Origin of the sequence: Algibacter sp. L3A6 (genome assembly GCF_009796825.1) — a bacterium.
Taxonomy (GTDB): domain Bacteria; phylum Bacteroidota; class Bacteroidia; order Flavobacteriales; family Flavobacteriaceae; genus Algibacter.
Genome location: NZ_CP047030.1, coordinates 3,548,149 through 3,567,264, shown reverse-complemented (window position 1 = coordinate 3,567,264; position 19,116 = coordinate 3,548,149). Strand labels below are relative to the sequence as shown.

Here is a 19,116-nt window from a genome sequence, read left to right as displayed (position 1 = left end):
TTATATCTTGACTTATTTTTATTATTTAACTTCTATAATACGTAAATTTTGATGTTTTACTAGATAGATACTGTCGTTATAATAACCACCAGAAATATCTTTTTTGTACGCAAATTTACTTTCAATATATTCTGTTAATGGAGCTTCGTTAACCGACTCATATAAACTATTTGAAGATACTAAACGTAAAACAACATCCATAGTTAAATCGAAACCACGAACGGCTCTTTTATTTGGAGTTGCGTTATACATGCTTTCGTATTTTTTAACAAAACTATTTTCAGTTTCATCGAACCATTTCGACGTTGCTGCAAAATGAAAATTCAATTTAGATAAATGTTCGTTAGAAACCTGGTCACCTTCAAAAGCATCATTCATATCGGTCGTAACCAAAGTGATTTTCTTTTTGTCATTATTTTTTTGTCCAGGCTCTATAGTATTATTAACCGAAGCTAATAAACTTGTTACATTCGATACAAAACCAGCATTAGCGGTTTCTAAAAACACATAGTTATTACCTGCTTTTAACGAACCTACAATATCATTAACGAGTACATAATTTTCATCTTGCCCTTTTTTATTCTTTCTCGAATAAACAATAGAAGCTTGATTAAACGTACGCTTTAATTCGTTTGCTATAGATACGTGTTTAGAATCTGCCACAATAATAACATTATTACTTAAGGTATCTTTTTTAACGAATTGTACAATTCTACTTTTTAGTAATTCTGTTTTAGGCCTAGATTGAAAAACGTTAGAACGTAATTGTAAATCTAACCCAATTGGAGAAACTACAGGTACATTGTTTACTTGTAATTCTGATGCTACTTTAGCAAATGTGATTGGCGTTAATGGACCAATAACAGCATCTACATCACTAAAATCGTTATTAGCTAAAATTCTAGAAACTTCACTTACTTCATATTTAGTATCATAAACATCAACTTTAAGAGAAAGTCCTAAAGCTTTTAAAGAATCGATAGCCATTAAAACACCAGATTGAAAATCTAAAGAGGCATTTAAATACGGATCACTTTTTATACTCTTTCTAGTATCTGCAGTGGTATCAAACTCCACACGATTTAATCTAAAAGGCAACATAATAGCAATATGCTTTGTGTTGTAATCTTTTATTTTCATTTTTAAATCAGAAGAAGTACCATCGTAACTTGTATTTATAACACCTGCTAAATTAGTATTGCCTTGTGGTGTTTTTAAAATCATACCAACTTTTAATCCCGTTTCTTTCAATTCAGGATTTAAAGCTTCTAGTTCTTCTTGAGTTAAACCTAGTTTTAATTTTAGACGATAAAATCCTTCTTTAGGTAGTACTTTATAATAACCGTAAGTTTCGTCAACCTTCTTAATTTCTTCTTTCTCTAAATTAGGAACATTAATTTGTTGTCCTTCTTGAAGTACAGCTCCCATTTTAGGGTTAAGCGCTTCCAATTCTTCTAAAGTAATTCCGAATTTATAAGCAATACGCCACTTACCTTCTTTGGCTTGTACCAAATATGGTTTTGTATTCTTCACTTCATCAACAACTTTAGTTTCTTTTAAAATAGGGATTTGAAGTTTATCACCTTTACGAAGTGTATTCGCGTATAAAAACTTGTTGTACTTTTTAATATCATCTTCCGATACATTGTACTTTTTAGCTAAACTGTATAAGGTTTCTTTACGTTTTGTTTTGTGTGTTCTAAAACCTTTTAATTCCTTTACCGTAGTAACTGTTGGCTGATTAGCTTTAGAAATAGGAATAATTAATATAGTATTTGTCTTTAATTCCTTTTTAGCATCTGGATTTAAAGAATAAATATCGCTAGCTGTTACAAAATAACGCTTTGCTATACTCTCTACTGTTTCTCCTGATTTTACTTGGTGTGTACTAAAATTTTGCGCTTGTAATGTGCCAAAACTACACACTAATGCAATTAAAATAATGGAAAAGAATTTACTCATTTATGTTTTTTTAAAATTACCTAATTGATGCTTATTTTTAATAGTTATAGCACATAACATGCCAAAACTTAAACATCAATTAGGTATTATCATTATTTGGATATACGTTTGTTTTTAACAAAACAGCCAACTAATTCTTAAAAATTATAGGCATTAGTTTTCTGCTTGCTAAAACAAAATTCCATAGAATTAAAATTGGTTACAAACCCCTATTCCCATTCAATGGTTGCTGGTGGCTTAGAACTAATATCGTAAACCACACGGTTTACACCTTTAACTTTATTAATAATATCGTTCGATGTTTTTTGTAAAAACTCATAAGGTAAGTTTACCCAGTCAGCCGTCATACCATCGGTACTTTCCACTGCTCTAAGTGCAACACACTTCTCGTAAGTACGCTCATCGCCCATTACACCTACGCTATTAACTGGTAACAACATAGCTCCTGCTTGCCAAACCTTATCGTACAATCCCCATTCTTTTAAACCATTTATAAAAATAGCATCTACTTCCTGAAGCATTTGTACTTTTTCGGCTGTAATATCACCTAAAATACGAATTCCTAAACCAGGGCCAGGAAAAGGGTGACGACCTAATAATTCTGGATCGATACCTAAAGTTGCACCAACACGGCGTACTTCATCTTTAAAAATAGCACGAAGTGGCTCCACAATTTTAAGTTTCATGAAATCTGGTAATCCACCTACGTTATGGTGACTTTTGATAGTTGCCGATGGTCCGCCTGTAGCAGATACACTCTCGATAACATCAGGATAAATAGTACCTTGTGCCAACCATTTTACATCGGTTAATTTGTGAGCTTCATCATCAAAAACTTCGATAAAAGAATTACCAATTGCTTTACGTTTTTTCTCAGGATCTTCTAGACCTTTTAAAGCTTCTAAAAAACGCTCAGAAGCATCAACGCCTTTTACGTTAAGTCCCATACCTTCGTATTGTTTTAAAACTGAAGTAAATTCATTTTTACGTAACAATCCATTATTAACAAAAATGCAATATAAGTTTTCACCAATAGCTTTATTAAGTAAAACAGCTGCTACGGTAGAATCTACACCACCAGAAAGCCCTAAAACTACTTTATCGTTCCCTACTTTTTCTCGAATAGCTGCTACAGTTTCTTCTACAAAAGAATCTGGAGTCCAGTCTTGTTTTAAACCTGCGATAGCTACTAAAAAGTTTTCTAAAAGTTGTTTTCCATCTGTAGAGTGGTAAACTTCTGGGTGAAATTGAATAGCATAAGTGCTTTCTCCTTCAATTTTGTAAGCGGCATTTTCTACGTCGTTCGTACTCGCTACTAAAACACCATTTGTTGGTAACTTTTTAATAGTATCAGAGTGGCTCATCCAAACTTGACTGCCTTCGCTAATGTTTTTTACAAAAGGCTCATCAGTTTTTATAAACGATAAGTTAGCTCGGCCATATTCTCTAGTATTCGAAGGTGCTACTTCACCTCCCGAAAAATGCGCTAAATATTGCGCGCCATAGCATACGGCTAGCATTGGTTTTTTTCCTCTAATTTCTGATAAATCAGGATGCAAAGCATCTTCACCTCTTACAGAGTTTGGACTTCCCGAAAGAATAACTGCCTTGTAGGTTTCTAAATTGGTTGGAATTTTGTTAAATGGATGTATTTCGGAGTAAATGTTGAGTTCCCTAACTCGACGGGCAATAAGTTGTGTGTATTGCGATCCGAAGTCTAAAATAAGTACCTTGTCATGTTGCATGCGCAAAAATAAGGATTGATTTTAAAATGACGAATTAGCACAACAACTTTTTTAACTAAATTGTTAACAGTAAAAAATCGCCTTTTAAAGGTTGTAAGTTTTCTATTAAGTTTGGTAATAATTGCTCGCCATATTCTAAATAAAACTCCGAAAAATTAGTGTTTCGTTCCTGTAAACTACCACCCGGAAAAAGTTCGGTTTGTAAGTCGGTCATTCTCGAAACAGCATCTTTCAATTTACGCTTTTGAGCTTTAAGTAAACGATTTTCTAAATGCTCTAAACCTTGCAATTGCTTTACTTCTTGAGCCTTTACGGCTCCTAAAAACGATTTATCGGTATCTTCGGCTAGCTCGTACATACTTTCAAATTGTTGTACCAAGTGCTTTTTTTGTTCAGAAAAATCGATATCAATATTAGAAATTTCTCTAACTTTTTTATTAATGAAGGCACTTCGTTTTAAGAAAATATCTTCTTTAGAAATATTTAAATTTTGAAGCTTTTTACTCTGACTTTCCGTTTGAATTAAAACTGAATTTCTTAATAACAGTACCGGAAAAGGTACCTCTACTGTATTAAAATATTTTTTTAATTGAAACCAATACGCCAATTCTCCGCCGCCGCCAATGTAACATAGGTTTGGTAAAACCACTTCTTGGTATAGAGGTCGCATAATTACGTTTGGAGAAAATCGTTCTGGATAATTTCTTAATTCATCTAAAATCTCTTCCTTAGTCCAAGTTATTGACGTATTTACAACCTTATATATATGGTCTTCAAAAACTATACGTTCTCTTAAATTTTCATTTAGATAGAACAAGTTTATTTCTCTTGGGTTTACTTGCGCTTTATAGCCTTTAGAATAATTATTTAAATCTTCTATAGTTTCCGTAACTGCCTTAAACGATGTTTGGTTTAACAATTCGGTTTCTATAAAAGGGATAAACTCTTTTTTCAATTCGGCATGGTTAGCCTCAACAATAACTAAACCATATTCGTGAAACACATCATTTGCTAAATATCTAGTAGCATCGGCTAAATTATCATGTTCTAAATAAGCGTCTTGGAAAAGGCTTTTTAAATGCTCTGCGTTTTTGGTATGTCCTATTTCATTAGAAAACACTTCAAAAACTTCCGCTAAACCATCGGTAGATAATTCTCCAACGGCTCCACTAGCCTCCTTATTCCATTGTACTTTTTTTCCTCTGAAGTTAAAATAATTTATTTCATCAAAATCATGATCTTCTGTTGCCATCCAATAAATAGGAACAAAATTTTGATCGGGATATTTTTCTTTTAATTCTTTTGAAAGATTAATAGCCGATACTATTTTATACAGAAAATAAAGTGGCCCCGTAAACAAGTTTAGCTGGTGCCCTGTTGTAACAGTAAAGGTGTTTTCCTGTTTTAATAAATCTATATTTTGAAGTGTTAATGCCGAAGCATCAACCTTTTTATACTGTTCAGTTAGTACACCATGCAATACATTTCGAGATTCTGGAGAAAAACTCGCTCCCTTTTCTTCAATTTGATTTTTGAAATTATCAAGGTTTGGAAAACGGTTGTAAAATGGTTTTAACTCTTGATTTTCATCGAGATAATCACAAATTAAACTTGAAAAATATCCTGTGTTTTTAAACGAAATACAGTCTGCTGGCATATTAAAATAGATAGAAAGTGTAAATATAAGCTTATTCAATTTTGCAATTCTAAAAATTTCGTTAAGAATTAACAGGAAATTAAACCGCCAATTTTGTCGTATTAAATTTAAGAAACATTCATTTTATATTCACTTAACATTTCAGTACTTAATTCTAGAGGTTGTTAATATTTAAGTAATCTTTTTAACACTAAGGTTACTTAAAATTAAATTAAGCACAGCAGTTAGTTAACACGGTTCTTTGATTCAAATTCTAATTTTGACTCGAATTAATTAACCAATATTTATATATTAAATGATGAACAAGTACATTAAATTATTTTTATTCCTTTTTATTGTAACATCTACAAGTACAGTAATAGTTAGCTGTGATATCGAAGATGGAAAAGATGGTATTAACGGTGTTGACGGAAAAGATGGCGAAGACGGAAAAGACGGTGAGGATGGTGAAGATTTTACACCTCCAGTAGCCATGTTTACAAACAAATCGTCTTTAGCGCCTTTAGTAAAATTACACAGTGAATTTAGTACAGTAGAAGCTTTTTCTTTATTAAGTTCTACAGATGTGCTTTCTAACGGTTTTCGTTTAGTTGGTGCTCAAGATGGTGCAGGATTTTTAAAAGACGGTGAAGAGTACATCTATGTTGTAAATGCAGAAGATGATTATGCTGTTTCTAGAATTCGTTTTGATAAAGACCTTAATCCTATTTCTGGCGATTGGTTATTAAATAGTGGTGTTGCAGATTATGCAAGACAATGCTCTGGTACTATGTGGGAAGCTGCTGTACATGGTGGTGATAAAGACATCTTTTTATCAGCTTCAGAAAGTTACGCTTACGATGTTAAAGGTATCGATCCTTGGATTGAAACACCTACTCCAACTGCCGATTTTGGTTTAGATGCTTTAGGTGAATTTGCTTGGGAAAACGCCGTACCATTACCAAAAAGTACTTATGCTGGGAAAACCGTAATAATTGGTGGTGATGATGATTCTAGCGGATCTGAAGGCCAAGTAACAATGTACTTATCTGAAAATGGTGATGCAGATTTAGAAAACGGAAAAATTTATGTTTTAAGATTTAAGCAAGTTTCTGACGGAGCTGGAGGGTTTATGGATGTTGCTGCAGATCAAGTTTATAATGAAGGTAGCCTAGATTTTCAAAACACTTACGATATCGAGTTTGTAGAGATTGTAGATGGTGCAAGCTTAACTAAAGACGAAATGGAAACTGCTTGTACAAATGTATTTGCTTCGCAATTTATGCGTGTTGAAGATGTAGATTACAGAAAAGGTAGCGATGCTAATGCAAGAGACGTATTTTTTGCTGTAACAGGAAGAGGTCCTGGAAGAGGCACTTACAACGATTGGGGAACAGTTTACAAAATTGAACTTGATGAAACCAATCCATTAGAAGGTAAATTAACTCAAATTATTAGCGGAAATACCGATACTAATAACCAAGACGGTAACGTATCTGAATTACAAAGTCCAGATAACATTTGTGTAACAGAAAACTATGTGTACACACAAGAAGATCCAAACTCTTTTTCTAGAAATCATGCTGCTCAAATTTACCAATCAGATTTAGACGGTAACAACACAAAAGTAGTTTTAGAATTAAAAGTAGAAAATAACTTAGACCCAACAGGATCTACAGGGTTTTCTGGTGAGTTTGGTGCTTTAACAGATATCTCTGACAAAGTAGGTGTGCCAGATACATTTATTTTAAACTTACAACCACATTACTGGGAAAGCGATGCTTTTGTTTCTAGCAGTTTACCACATAACCAAGGTGGACAAATTGTATTATTAAAAGGCTTAGCTAGATAGTAAACACTATATTTTTTTAATATTAAGAATCTTCATTTTCGCAATGAAGATTCTTTCATTTTTATAACTTTTACACATGTTTCGATATTTAAAATCGCTATTCTTCTTAATTATTTGCATTTCAATAACTGGATGCCAACAGGATAAAAAAGAAACCATTTCTGTAATAAATTGGTCGGCTGCACAAAACTATTACTCCCAAAACATAGATTTAGCTTTAAGTTATATCGATAGTTTAGAAACCGAAGGTATGCACGGTAAAAAAGCCAAAACCTATTTCGCTTTATCTCGTGTTGCTTTCAAAAAAGCTGAACCTTACGCATCATATTTAAATCCTGAGGTAGGCCACAGAGCAAACGGACCTGCCCTACCTATTTATAAAGAAGACACCGGTAAGATTATAAAACCTGTTGGTTATCAAAAAATAGAAGAGAGCATTTACGATCATGAAACTACCGAAGCCGATTTTAAACAAGAATTATACGTGCAAAAAGGCATGCTTTCTAACCTTAAAAAGGCCATTGAAAAAAGAGACCTTAATCCACAACGCTTTTTTATAGCCACGCACCAGCAACTATTACGTGTAGTAAGCTTAGCCATATCTGGTTTTGATACGCCTGTAAGTCATTTAGGCATTGATGAAACTATTGTTTCTCTAGAAAGTTTACAAACCGTCTATAAGGCTACGATTCAAAATAGTATTAAACTTAAGAATGAAAAATTAGACTCCGATTTTAATGCTAATATTGAAAAAGCTATTGCTTTTATTAATAAAAATCAAGATTTTGATACTTTCGATCGCTTTACATTTACACGCGATTACATGAATCCGATTACTCGGAATTGGGTTAATATTAGAAAATCTAGTGCACTTTGGGAACCAATAGACACTACGCCTTTTAATTTTGATGCACCTACTTTTTTTGAAGACGATAGTTTTAATTTAAACTATTTTACAGCCGCTATCAACCAAAACCCAACTGAGAAACAGATTACTTTGGGTAAAAAATTATTCTCAGACCCTAAACTTTCCGCAAACGGAAAAATGGCTTGTATTACCTGTCATTTACCTCATAAAGGCTATGCCGATAATGTTGCACTAAATTTAGATAATCAAGGTAAACCATTGCTACGAAACACACCAACACTTATAAATACGGCCTTTCAACAAGGTTTCTTTTTAGACGGACGCTCAAACACCTTGTTAGATCAAATTTCATCTGTATTTACAAATGATAAAGAGTTTAATTCCGATGTGCATAAATTCTCGAACGCCATTCTAAAAGACTCAACTTATACCACTCTTTTTAAAGATGCCTTCGGAAAAATAGCTTCAAATAATACGGATGTTATAAAAGCAATTTCATCTTATATTTCAACCTTAAATGGTTTCAATTCTAAATTTGATAAAAACATAAGAGGCGAGGAAAATAATTTTTCAGATGAAGAAAAACTGGGGTATAATTTATTTATGGGAAAAGCCTTGTGCGCTACTTGTCACTTTATGCCTTTAACCAACGGAACCGTTCCTCCTTTTTATACAGAAACAGAAAAAGAAGTTATTGGAGTTCCGGAAACAGCAGAAAACAAACAACTTGATGACGATTTAGGTTTTTATTGGAGCTTTAAAGAACCACTGCATAGAGGCATGTTTAAAACCCCAAGTATTAGAAATATTGCTCTAACAGCGCCTTACATGCATAATGGTGTTTACGAATCCTTAGAGGAAGTTGTAGAATTTTACAACCTTGGAGGTGGTGGCGGTTTAGGTTTCGATTTAGAACATCAAACTTTGCCTTTCGATGAACTTAATTTAACAATTGAAGAACAAAACGCTTTAGTCGCTTTTATGAAAACTCTAACGGAAACAGTTAGTGATGTGTATTAAATATTAGCTCTAAAACTTTTAGAACACAATAATGAAACCCTTAAAAATCCGTCAACCTATGGCGGATTTTTATTTTATAAAAAACCAACCATGACTACCAGCAACTGCTCCTGCCGTAGTTATTAAACTCAATATTAGTAAAAACCAATGCGCCTTATGAAGTATTGAAAATGTTTTTGAAGGATTTTCTTCTACATATTTTTTAAATAATTTATGCAATATAAGCGGCTCTAAAACATATAAAATAAGAGTAAAAAGCACCCAAACTAAAGTCATAGCATGAATCCACCAAAACCGATAATCGAAATATCGATCCCAAGCATCGAGCACATATAACATATAGAAACCAGAAAGCCCGGTTAGTAAAGTTGTTACTTTTGCTTGTATGGCAAACTTCCCTTCTAACGCTTCGAAGGTTTTAATTTGATCTTCTTTGGATTTTAGCTTTTTTACGGCCGGAATAATTACGGTAGTTACCATAGAAACTCCACCAATCCATAAAATAACAGCTATAACATGAATAACGCGTGCTAAAGTGAATGTTTCCATTTTCTTTTAATATGAGTTGATTTAAACCTGAGTTACTTTCATAATTTTAAAGCACCAAACACTTGGCTAGTGTTTTTTCATAAATTTTCTCGTACTGAGGTACAATTTCGTGTAAGTCGAATTTCAAAGCTTCTTTTCGAGCGTTTTCTTTGAAGGTTTTTAATCGATTTTCATCGCTTAAAATATGTATAGCATTTTTGCTCATATCTTCAATATCGCCTACTTCACTTAAATACCCTGAAACACCGTGCACATTAACTTCTGGAATACCACCAGTGTTACTTGAAATTACAGGAACACCAGACGCCATAGCTTCTAGAGCCGCTAAACCAAAACTTTCCGTTTGAGATGGCAATAAAAATAAATCACTAAAGCAAAGTATCTTATCGATTTCATTACTTCTTCCGAAGAAAATTACTTTATCTGTAATACCTAGTTCAGCGCATTGTATTTCCATCTTTTCCTTTTCAGGTCCTTCACCAATAAACATCAGCTTGGCTGGCATTGCTTTTTGAATGTTATAAAAAACACTAATAACATCTTCTATTCGTTTTACGGGACGTAAATTACTAATATGCGTTATTATCTTTTCGTTGTCTTTAGCCATCATACCACGCTGACACTCGGTAACGCCATGATGCTTATACTTTTCTAAATCTATAAAATTAGGCACTACATCAATGTCGTTTTTTATATCAAACAAACGTAATGTATCTTCCTTTAAACTCGCTGAAACCGCAGTAACAGCATCAGATTTATTGATACTAAACGTTACAGCTGGTTTATAAAACGGATGACTACCAACAAGTGTAATATCGGTACCATGAAGTGTAGTTACAATTGGCACATAAATATCTTCTTCAATAAGCATTTTTTTAGCCATATAAGCCGCATATGCGTGCGGAATAGCATAATGTACATGAAGGATTTCTATTTTATGAAGCTTCACCATATCGACCAATTTACTCGATAAAGCTAACTCGTAGGGTTGGTAATGAAACAATGGATATTCTGGTACATTTACTTCGTGATAATGAACATTATTGCCCAATAATTCCAATCGCACAGGTTGGTTATATGTAATAAAATGGATTTCATGGCCACGCTTAGAAAGCTCTAAACCTAATTCTGTTGCTACAACACCACTACCTCCAAATGTTGGGTAACACACTATACCTATTTTCATGCTCTTAAATTTAAAATTTTAATCTTCAATCGCTTCGTAAATTAAACGCTGAATTTCTGTTCTAATATTTTCTTTCAACAACAAATTTTTACCTGCATTTGGATAAGTTCTATTTGCTAAAAAAACATATACAATTTCTTTATCTGGGTCTGCCCAAGCATAAGTTCCTGTAAAACCAGAATGCCCAAAACTCTTCATAGATAAACAACCACATGTTGGTCCTACCGTACCTAATTGAGGTTTATCAAAACCAATTCCTCTTCTGTTATTTTGAGCTTCAAAATAACGCGTATTAAACTTATCTACAGTTTCTTCTTTTAAATAACGCTTTCCGCCGTAATACCCTTTCTGCAAATACATTTGCATAATTTTCGCAACGTCATTGGCGTTACTAAAAACACCGGCATGACCGCCAATGCCATCTTGCATGGCTGCCCCCATGTCGTGTACATAACCATGTACTTTTTGAAAACGATAATAATTATCCTCTTCCGTAGGTACAATTTTTTTACTACTTATTTTATGGTACGGATTATACATAGTATTATTCGCACCTAAAGACTCATAAAAATGAGCTTGCGTTAATTGCTCTAACGTTCTGTCGTAATACTCTTCAATAAATTTCTTTAGGATATAATAAGGGAAGTCACTGTAACGGTATCTCAAGCGATCTAGTAATTCTGAATCTTTAATAATATTTGGAATAGAATCCTGATAATCAGTTCTTAAAAACAAGTTTTTAGCCACTTCAACATTAAATTCTAGACTTCTAATTTTTCTATAATATTTTGCACTAGGGCGTTTAGTTACTGTATCTAAAGTATGATAATAAAAGGGTTCCCATGGGCGTAATTGCGCATAATGCGAAAGCATCTTCTTGAAAGTTACATTCTCCTTATTAGACCCTTTGTATTCTGGTAAAACTTCTACTAATTTAGTATCTAGCGAAATAACGTTTTGTTCTTCTAACTCCATTACCAAAGGCAAGGTTGCTAATATTTTTGTTAGAGATGCTACATCGTAAATATCATCGAAACCTACTTTTTCTTTTCCGCTATAGGTGTGTTTTCCAAAACTTTTATTGTAAATCACTTTCCCTCTTCTAGCAACCAAAAGTTGAATTCCGGGTGTCATTTTATTGTTTACAGCATAATTAGCGATAGAATCTATTCTGTTTAATTTTTCAGAATTCATTCCCACACGTTCCGGAACGGTATAACCTAAACGTTTTATAGCCTCACTATCTATACCTTCGCCAGCGTTATAAAACTGACCAATAGAAACAGGAAGTGTTCCTTTTGCAGGAATAGCTCCAAAAATAAGCTGTGCAGATTTTTGTTGTGCTATAGCACTGTTTTGGTAACTTACAATAACACTCTCAATATTTGCCATAGTTCTTAAATCGGCAAGTGCGTAAGGCTTAACAAACATATCTAAAATTACGTTGTGCGATCTAGAAATTTCGTGCAACCAACCAATCTCTTTCTCTGTAAACTTATAGCTTTTCCATGGATTAGCGTTAGAGCGATGTAAACCAACAATAACGGTGTTATAAGGTTCTAACCTTCCCATTAATTCTTCTAAATTATTTCCTTTTACGGCATGTACTTTACCATACTTTTTAAGTTCATTAAAAAATACATCACCAGAATCGTCACCTAAATTAACATAAGCTATCGATTTAATTTCCAACTTTTTCAAAGGGACTAAGCTATTCTCGTTTTTAACAACAGTAATAGCATTTTCTAGCAGTTCTTCATATAAAATATCATCTTCTGGTCTATTTAAATCTTTTCCAAGATTTTTTAAACTGATAGGTTTATAATTCTGTAAACCAACTTTATACTTAGCCATTAAAATCTTTTTAACCGAAAGTTCTAATCGTGCTTCTGTTATTTCACCTCTATTATAAGCTTCTTTAATTTTAGAAATACCAATACTTACATTTTCAGACATTAGCATCACATCGTTACCGGCTTTAAAAGCAGCTAAATCAATATCGCCCGTTTCATCAAAATCGGCAGCCCCCTTCATAGTTAAGGCATCAGTAAAAATAAGACCTTTAAAGCCTAGTTTCTCCTTTAAAATATCGGTAACAATATGTTTTGACAAAGATGAAGGCACACCAGAATTATCTAAACCAGGCACATTTAAATGCGCCACCATAACGCTAGAAAGTCCTTCGGTAATTAATTTTCTATATGGATATAACTCTATAGAATCTATGCGTTTTTCATTAAAACTAATAGTTGGTAATGTTAAATGCGAATCTTGATCGGTATCGCCATGACCAGGAAAATGTTTTGCATTAGCCAAAACTCCTGCGCCTTGCATTCCTTTCATGAAAGCAGAAGCCTTACGAGTAACATTATCTCGGTCTTCACCAAAAGAGCGGTTACCAATAATTGGGTTTTTAGGGTTAGTATTAATATCTACAACAGGTGCAAAATTAAAATGTACACCTAAACGTTTGCAATGTTCGCCAATATATCGACCAGCTTCTTCAACTAATTTATCATCTTTAATAGCTCCAAGCGTCATGTTCCAAGGAAAAGCATAAGTAGAATCTAAACGCATGCTTAAGCCCCATTCGGCATCCATACCAACTAAAAGCGGAATTTTTGATATCGCCTGCAGTTGATTATTAAGTTTGGCCTGACGGTATGGTCCGCCATTAGAATATATTACACCACCAATATGGTTGTTTCTTACTAAATTTTCGACCTTAACTTTTGTTGCGGCACTTTGGCTAGACATGACCTGAACCATGTACAATTGCCCTATTTTTTCGGATAAGGATAGCGAAGAATACACACTATCTACCCATTTGTGTTGAGCTTGAGGGTTGGCTGTTTCTAAGGGGTTTTTAGAATTTTGACCATAAATAGAAAGTACTGAAAACAGACAAACTACGGTAAATTTTATATGACGCATAAAAAGAATTAATTAAGAAATTACTAGTCGTTTAATACAATACTAATAATCATGCCAAAATAATACTTTTAAAAAGAAGATGAAAAGACTTTAAGATAGATTTATACAGAAGTTTGTAACAGATTTAAAATCTGTGTTCAAGTAAATTACAAATTATACACTTTTATCATTTTATATTAGAACAGCCTTTTAAGTAGAATTAACATATTTCAGTGGTATACACAAATTGAAAAATGAATCTGCCATTATATCCCCATCATTTAGCATAAAACAAACATTAAAATCTTTTTTTATCATCATTTAGAAGAGTCCTAATAAACTACAGATTTAGAGATATTTGTAAATAATAACATTTAACCAAATAATAAACATTATATAACATATCGCATTGTTTTAAAAGCGTTATTTACTCCCATTAAAAAAACAACCATACTAAAATTATCAATGGATTTTTCAATAGTAGTTATTTATCTTGGCTTTACATTAGCCGCCTATTCTGTAATAGGTAATGATACCATCCAAACGTTAGGGACTTTTCTAAGCTCTAATGAACGAAAGAAATGGTGGGTGTTGTGGCTTTATGCAGGTGGTATTCTAACATTTACCCTAATCTATGGTTACATAACTCATGATGGCGATGTCTCTTATGGACGTTTAGAAAAATACCCTATGCCAAACCCGTTTTCATGGTATTATATATTACCTCCTATTATTTTAATGATACTTACGCGTACCGGAATTCCTGTAAGCACATCATTTTTAATTCTTACGTTTTTTAACCAAAAGAATTTAACCGATATGGTGTTAAAATCTGTTTCTGGTTATGCGGTTTCTTTTGTTGCTGCCATTATTTTGTATTTGGCCATATCTAAAGTACTAGAGAAAAAATTTATAGAAAACCCAATTACAGCAAAAGAAAACCAAATATGGACCGCCTTACAGTGGGGTTCTACTGGTTTTTTATGGTCGCAATGGCTTATTCAGGATTTTGCAAATATTTATGTTTACTTGCCAAGACAACTCGAATTATGGCAGTTAATATTCTCGTTAATTATTATATTAGTGATGCTCGCTTTTATTATCGCGAAAAAAGGAGGTGCCATACAAGGTATTATTAAATCTAAAACCAACACCGTCGATTTAAGGTCTGCTACGCTTATAGATTTTACATACGGTATTATTTTATTCTACTTTAAGGAGTTAAATAATGTGCCAATGAGTACCACCTGGGTGTTTATAGGTATTCTGGCCGGTAGAGAAATTGCATTAAACTACATGCTTAGAAAAAATGAACCTAGAAGAGCTATGTTTAGTAATTTAGGTATGGATTTGTTTAAAGTTTTTATAGGCCTTGTAGTGAGTATTGTTCTAGTTTATGCTGTAAAATATTTAGCAACGTTATAACCTTACTTCCATTTAAAATTAAAACATAACCCTAATCGTTAAAAAAATGAAAAGCATATTATTTCCAACAGATTTTACCGAATTATCCTTAAATGCTTTTACATATGCTATGGAATATGCACAAAAGTCTAATTCAAAGTTAATTGTATATCACACTTATACCGCCGGAGATCCTTTAAATGAAGATGCTCAGGCTGTTTATAACAAAGTTGATATTCAGAATTTCAGAAGTAAAAAAGATAAGTTCCCTCCTTTTGAAAAACTTATTAAAAACAGTAAAGTTGGAAACTTAAATGTAAAATATGTTGTTGATGAAGGTACTTTTGTTGAGTCTCTTAAAAAGTACATTATAAAAAAAGAAGATAAAATAGACTTGATTATAATGGGTACGCAAAGTAGCCAAAATAGTCTGTTCAATATTTTTATGGAAACCAATACTATAAAAATATTAGAAGAAATTAGTAAACCGGTTATTGCTGTGCCAGAAAAAGCTGTTTTTGATGGTTACCTGGATAACATTGTTTTTCTTGTAGATTATAAAGAAGATGAAATTACACCGTTAGGAGATGTTATTGAAAAATCGCAAGAATTTAACTCAAATTTACATGTTATCCATTTCGATTTGGCTCATGTAGAATCTATTTCTCCACTAATGGAAACCTTTAAAAAATCGTTAGATTCAGCTCATCTTAATAACGTAAAGTTTATTTCTATAGATTCCATTAACCTGAAAAAATCGCTTACGGAATACTGCATTAATAATAAAATAGATATGGTTTGCTTAATAAACCATAAACGTAATTTTTACCAGCGTCTATTCTCTTTTAGTTTAACTGAAGATTTGTTAAACAACTTCGATATACCAATAATGGCCATTTATCGTGACTAAGAAAATGTAATCCATAAAAAAAAGCTCTAAAAATTTTTAGAGCTTTTTTTATTCTATTAAAGAAATAATCTTTATTCAATTAAATCTATATGTCTGTCGTGATAGCCTAACAAGTATAAAACACCATCTAAACCTATGCTAGATATAGAACTTTGTGCATTATCTTTTACTTTAGGCTTCGCATGAAATGCAATCCCTAACCCCGCTAAATTAAGCATAGGTAAATCGTTGGCACCATCGCCTACCGCAATAGTTTGACTTATATCTATACCTTCTTTTGCGGCTATTTCTTTTAAGTATTCTGCTTTTTTATTACCGTCAACAATATCTCCTAAATAGCCACCAGTTAACTTACCATCTACAATTTCTAATTGGTTAGCATAAACATAGTCCATACCTAATTCTTTTTTCAAATACTCACCAAAATATGTGAATCCTCCAGAAAGAATAGCAGTTTTAAAACCGTAACTTTTTAAGGTATCAATTAAACGGCGAGCTCCTTTTGTAATTGGTAAATTTACAGCAACATCCTGCAGAACTTCTTCACTTAAGCCTTTTAAAAGGTTCATACGTTGTTTAAAACTTTCGTTGAAATCAATCTCCCCTTGCATAGCCGATTCTGTAATAGCTTTAACTTCATCTCCAACACCAGCAAGTTCTGCTAATTTATCAATAACTTCAGCCTGTATTAGCGTAGAATCCATATCGAAACAAACTAAACGACGGTTTCTACGGTAAATATTATCTTCCTGAAAAGCGATATCAACATCGAGATCATTAGAAATTTGCATAAACTTCGCAGTAACTTCAGCTTTATTATCAATTTGACCACGAATGGAAAGTTGAATAGAAGCACGTGGATATTCAGATTGCTTTTTTAAAGATAAACGCCCTGTTAAACGTTTAATAGAATCAATATTTAAATTCTTTTCTGAAATTACTTTCGTTACTTCAGATATTTGTTTAGCTGCTAATTTTTCACCTAAAAGTGTTACAATGTAACGGTCTTTACCTTGAAGTGTAACCCAATCTTCATATTTATCTAAAGAAATTGGAGTAAACTTAGCCGAAATACCAAGCTCATAAGCCTTGAAAAGTAAATCTTTTAAAACGGCTGCCGATTTCTTTTTAGATTTTATTTCGAACAAAATACCGAGCGACAATGTATCATGAATATTGGCCTGACCAATATCTAAAACTTTTGCGCCATATTCGGCCAAAACGCCAGTTAAACTTGATGTTAAACCTGGTTTATCCTGTCCTGAAATATTTAATAAAACAATCTCTTTAGCCATAATTTAGTTTTTACTTTTTCAAAGATGTAAAAATCATTATTCTATTTGAATTATGAAAATTTTTCACAAAGAATGATTCTTAGAAATTAAGGGGTTTTAGTGAATTATTTCAGGAAAATGCTAAATAAACTAATAATCTTCATCTAGACTATCGTTAGTCCTTTTCTTGAAAAAAGATTTTATTACATTTCTAAAAATTATATATGAAATGATAAATCCCCATACTTTAATTAAACCTTCTTGGCTAGTATTATCATCTTGCATTCCTCCAATCACATAGAGTAATGTCCATACTCCAACAGTTATAGCCATAACAATTGATATGCCATAGACATAATTAATCAATTTCCATATAGACCAATGGAAAACTTCTTTATCAATTTTATCCACGGTCTATATTTACATTAAAATAATTACTTTACAAATCTACTATGCCAGCTTTCACTCGCAGGAACTTCCCAGTTTTCTTTAAACTCACCAACATTAGCAACTAAATTATTGAAAACAATAGTGTTTTTAGAAACCGCTTTGTCTTTTGCCATTTTACGGAAATCTGTTAATGTTTTATAGGCTACATATTCACCTTGCTTGTAAGACACATTCATTTTATCCATTAAATCGACGTTGTAATCCTTTTCTAATTGCTGAATAAAATGCACCGAAGCATCTATGGAACAACCTGTAGCCTGACTCATAGATTGGTTAACACCAATCACAATAAAACGTTTGTATTCTATAGTGTAACCCGATTGCAAATCACTACCGTGTGCCGTCCAGTTTTCTATAAAAACATTAAGTTTAACCTTAATTTCTTCTAGCTCTTGCTCATTAAACGAACGATTGGCTTGATATATCCAAACGCGTGATTCTGGTGGTAATATATTAAAATCTACTAGCATTTTTTTTCTTTATAAGATGAATAATATTCTGGTTAATTAAGCCTAAACATCCTTCATTTATTAAATTAAATTATTTATAAACCTTGAGACTGTGCAATTAATTCTGCAATATCTAAAACGGTTATTTCACTTTCTTTTTCTTTCACTTTTACGCCGTCGCTCATCATGGTCATACAATATGGACAAGCCGTTGCTATAATTTCTGGGTTAGTTTTAAGCGCATCTTCAGTACGAAGTTCGTTTATTTCCTTATCCCCTTTTTCTGCATCTTTAAACATTTGCGCACCTCCTGCTCCACAACATAATGCAGTCGATTTGCTACGTTTCATTTCGAGAAGGTTAGCATTTAATGTTGCCAATACATCTCGTGGTGCATCATATTCTGAGTTTGCACGACCTAAATAACAAGGGTCATGAAAAGTAATGCGTTTTCCATTAAACACCCCGTCTTTTATCTCTAATTTCTTAGATTCGATTAACTCTTTTATAAATTGTGTATGGTGTAAAACATCATATTTACCACCTAAACTTGGGTATTCATTTTTTAAGCAATTAAAAGAATGCGGATCGCAGGTTACAATACGTTTAACTTCATAAGCGTTTAGTACCTCGATATTCATCATGGCTTGCATTTGAAACAAAAACTCGTTACCTGCACGTTTTGCAACATCCCCTGTACAAGTTTCTTCGGTGCCTAAAACAGCAAAATTAACGTTGGCTTTATTTAATATTTTAACAAAAGCACGTGTTATTTTCTTGGCTCTATCATCATAACTTCCAGCAGAACCTACCCAAAATAAAATATCGGGTTGTTTGCCTTGAGCCATGAGTTCTTCCATGGTTGGTACGTTTAGTTGTTCGCTCATTTTTATTCTTT

Annotated in this window: 14 protein-coding genes; 4 read left to right on the top strand and 10 right to left on the bottom strand. The window is 32.8% G+C overall.

The window, feature by feature from the left end; all coding sequences use genetic code 11:
- Positions 1–21: 21 nt before the first annotated feature.
- From GQR98_RS14785 to bshC, 3 genes are all read right to left on the bottom strand, one after another.
- Positions 22–1,962 carry a LysM peptidoglycan-binding domain-containing protein gene (locus GQR98_RS14785; RefSeq protein ID WP_159020172.1) on the bottom strand — a complete coding sequence of 647 codons (1,941 nt, stop codon included), beginning with the start codon at positions 1,960–1,962 and terminating at the stop codon, positions 22–24.
- Positions 1,963–2,171: 209 nt separating this feature from the next.
- Entirely contained in the window at positions 2,172–3,707 is a 1,536-nt protein-coding gene (guaA, locus tag GQR98_RS14780) for a glutamine-hydrolyzing GMP synthase (protein ID WP_159020171.1), read from the bottom strand.
- Between the two features lie 55 nt (positions 3,708–3,762).
- Positions 3,763–5,364, bottom strand: coding sequence for a bacillithiol biosynthesis cysteine-adding enzyme BshC (gene bshC / locus GQR98_RS14775; RefSeq protein ID WP_159021182.1), 1,602 nt, complete (start codon positions 5,362–5,364; stop codon positions 3,763–3,765).
- Between the two features lie 298 nt (positions 5,365–5,662).
- Between bshC and GQR98_RS14770 the strand changes: the two genes are divergently transcribed.
- Positions 5,663–7,195, top strand: coding sequence for a hypothetical protein (locus GQR98_RS14770; protein WP_317164195.1), 1,533 nt, complete (start codon positions 5,663–5,665; stop codon positions 7,193–7,195).
- Positions 7,196–7,271: 76 nt separating this feature from the next.
- Positions 7,272–9,083, top strand: coding sequence for a cytochrome-c peroxidase (locus GQR98_RS14765; RefSeq protein ID WP_159020169.1), 1,812 nt, complete (start codon positions 7,272–7,274; stop codon positions 9,081–9,083).
- A gap of 69 nt (positions 9,084–9,152) precedes the next feature.
- Here GQR98_RS14765 and GQR98_RS14760 read toward each other — a convergent pair whose 3' ends face one another.
- The 3 genes from GQR98_RS14760 to GQR98_RS14750 are packed head-to-tail and all read right to left on the bottom strand — an operon-like array spanning position 9,153 to position 13,752.
- Positions 9,153–9,632: a membrane protein gene (locus GQR98_RS14760; protein WP_042506484.1), complete on the bottom strand. Its 480-nt coding sequence runs from the start codon at positions 9,630–9,632 to the stop codon at positions 9,153–9,155.
- 46 nt (positions 9,633–9,678) lie between these two features.
- Positions 9,679–10,818: an N-acetyl-alpha-D-glucosaminyl L-malate synthase BshA gene (bshA, locus tag GQR98_RS14755; RefSeq protein ID WP_159020168.1), complete on the bottom strand. Its 1,140-nt coding sequence runs from the start codon at positions 10,816–10,818 to the stop codon at positions 9,679–9,681.
- A gap of 18 nt (positions 10,819–10,836) precedes the next feature.
- The gene (locus GQR98_RS14750) at positions 10,837–13,752 is read right to left on the bottom strand and encodes a glycoside hydrolase family 3 N-terminal domain-containing protein (protein ID WP_159020167.1); all 2,916 of its coding nucleotides are present in this window, start codon (positions 13,750–13,752) and stop codon (positions 10,837–10,839) included.
- A gap of 444 nt (positions 13,753–14,196) precedes the next feature.
- Here GQR98_RS14750 and GQR98_RS14745 point away from each other — a divergent pair, with 444 nt between their 5' ends.
- Together GQR98_RS14745 and GQR98_RS14740 are read left to right on the top strand one after the other, a co-directional pair.
- Positions 14,197–15,156: a hypothetical protein gene (locus GQR98_RS14745; protein ID WP_159020166.1), complete on the top strand. Its 960-nt coding sequence runs from the start codon at positions 14,197–14,199 to the stop codon at positions 15,154–15,156.
- Between the two features lie 46 nt (positions 15,157–15,202).
- Complete coding sequence (locus tag GQR98_RS14740) at positions 15,203–16,045, top strand: universal stress protein (RefSeq protein ID WP_159020165.1); 843 nt, start codon at positions 15,203–15,205, stop codon at positions 16,043–16,045.
- A gap of 71 nt (positions 16,046–16,116) precedes the next feature.
- Here the strand turns inward: GQR98_RS14740 and serB are convergent, their stop codons facing one another.
- From serB to GQR98_RS14720, 4 genes are all read right to left on the bottom strand, one after another.
- Positions 16,117–17,340, bottom strand: coding sequence for a phosphoserine phosphatase SerB (serB, locus tag GQR98_RS14735; RefSeq protein WP_159020164.1), 1,224 nt, complete (start codon positions 17,338–17,340; stop codon positions 16,117–16,119).
- Positions 17,341–17,469: 129 nt separating this feature from the next.
- Positions 17,470–17,730, bottom strand: a complete 261-nt coding sequence (locus tag GQR98_RS14730) for a hypothetical protein (RefSeq protein ID WP_159020163.1) — start codon at positions 17,728–17,730, stop codon at positions 17,470–17,472.
- 23 nt (positions 17,731–17,753) lie between these two features.
- Positions 17,754–18,239, bottom strand: coding sequence for an ABC transporter ATPase (locus tag GQR98_RS14725; protein ID WP_159020162.1), 486 nt, complete (start codon positions 18,237–18,239; stop codon positions 17,754–17,756).
- A gap of 74 nt (positions 18,240–18,313) precedes the next feature.
- On the bottom strand, positions 18,314–19,105 hold the full coding sequence (locus GQR98_RS14720; protein ID WP_133965779.1) for a (Fe-S)-binding protein: 792 nt from the start codon (positions 19,103–19,105) through the stop codon (positions 18,314–18,316).
- Positions 19,106–19,116 lie beyond the last annotated feature (11 nt).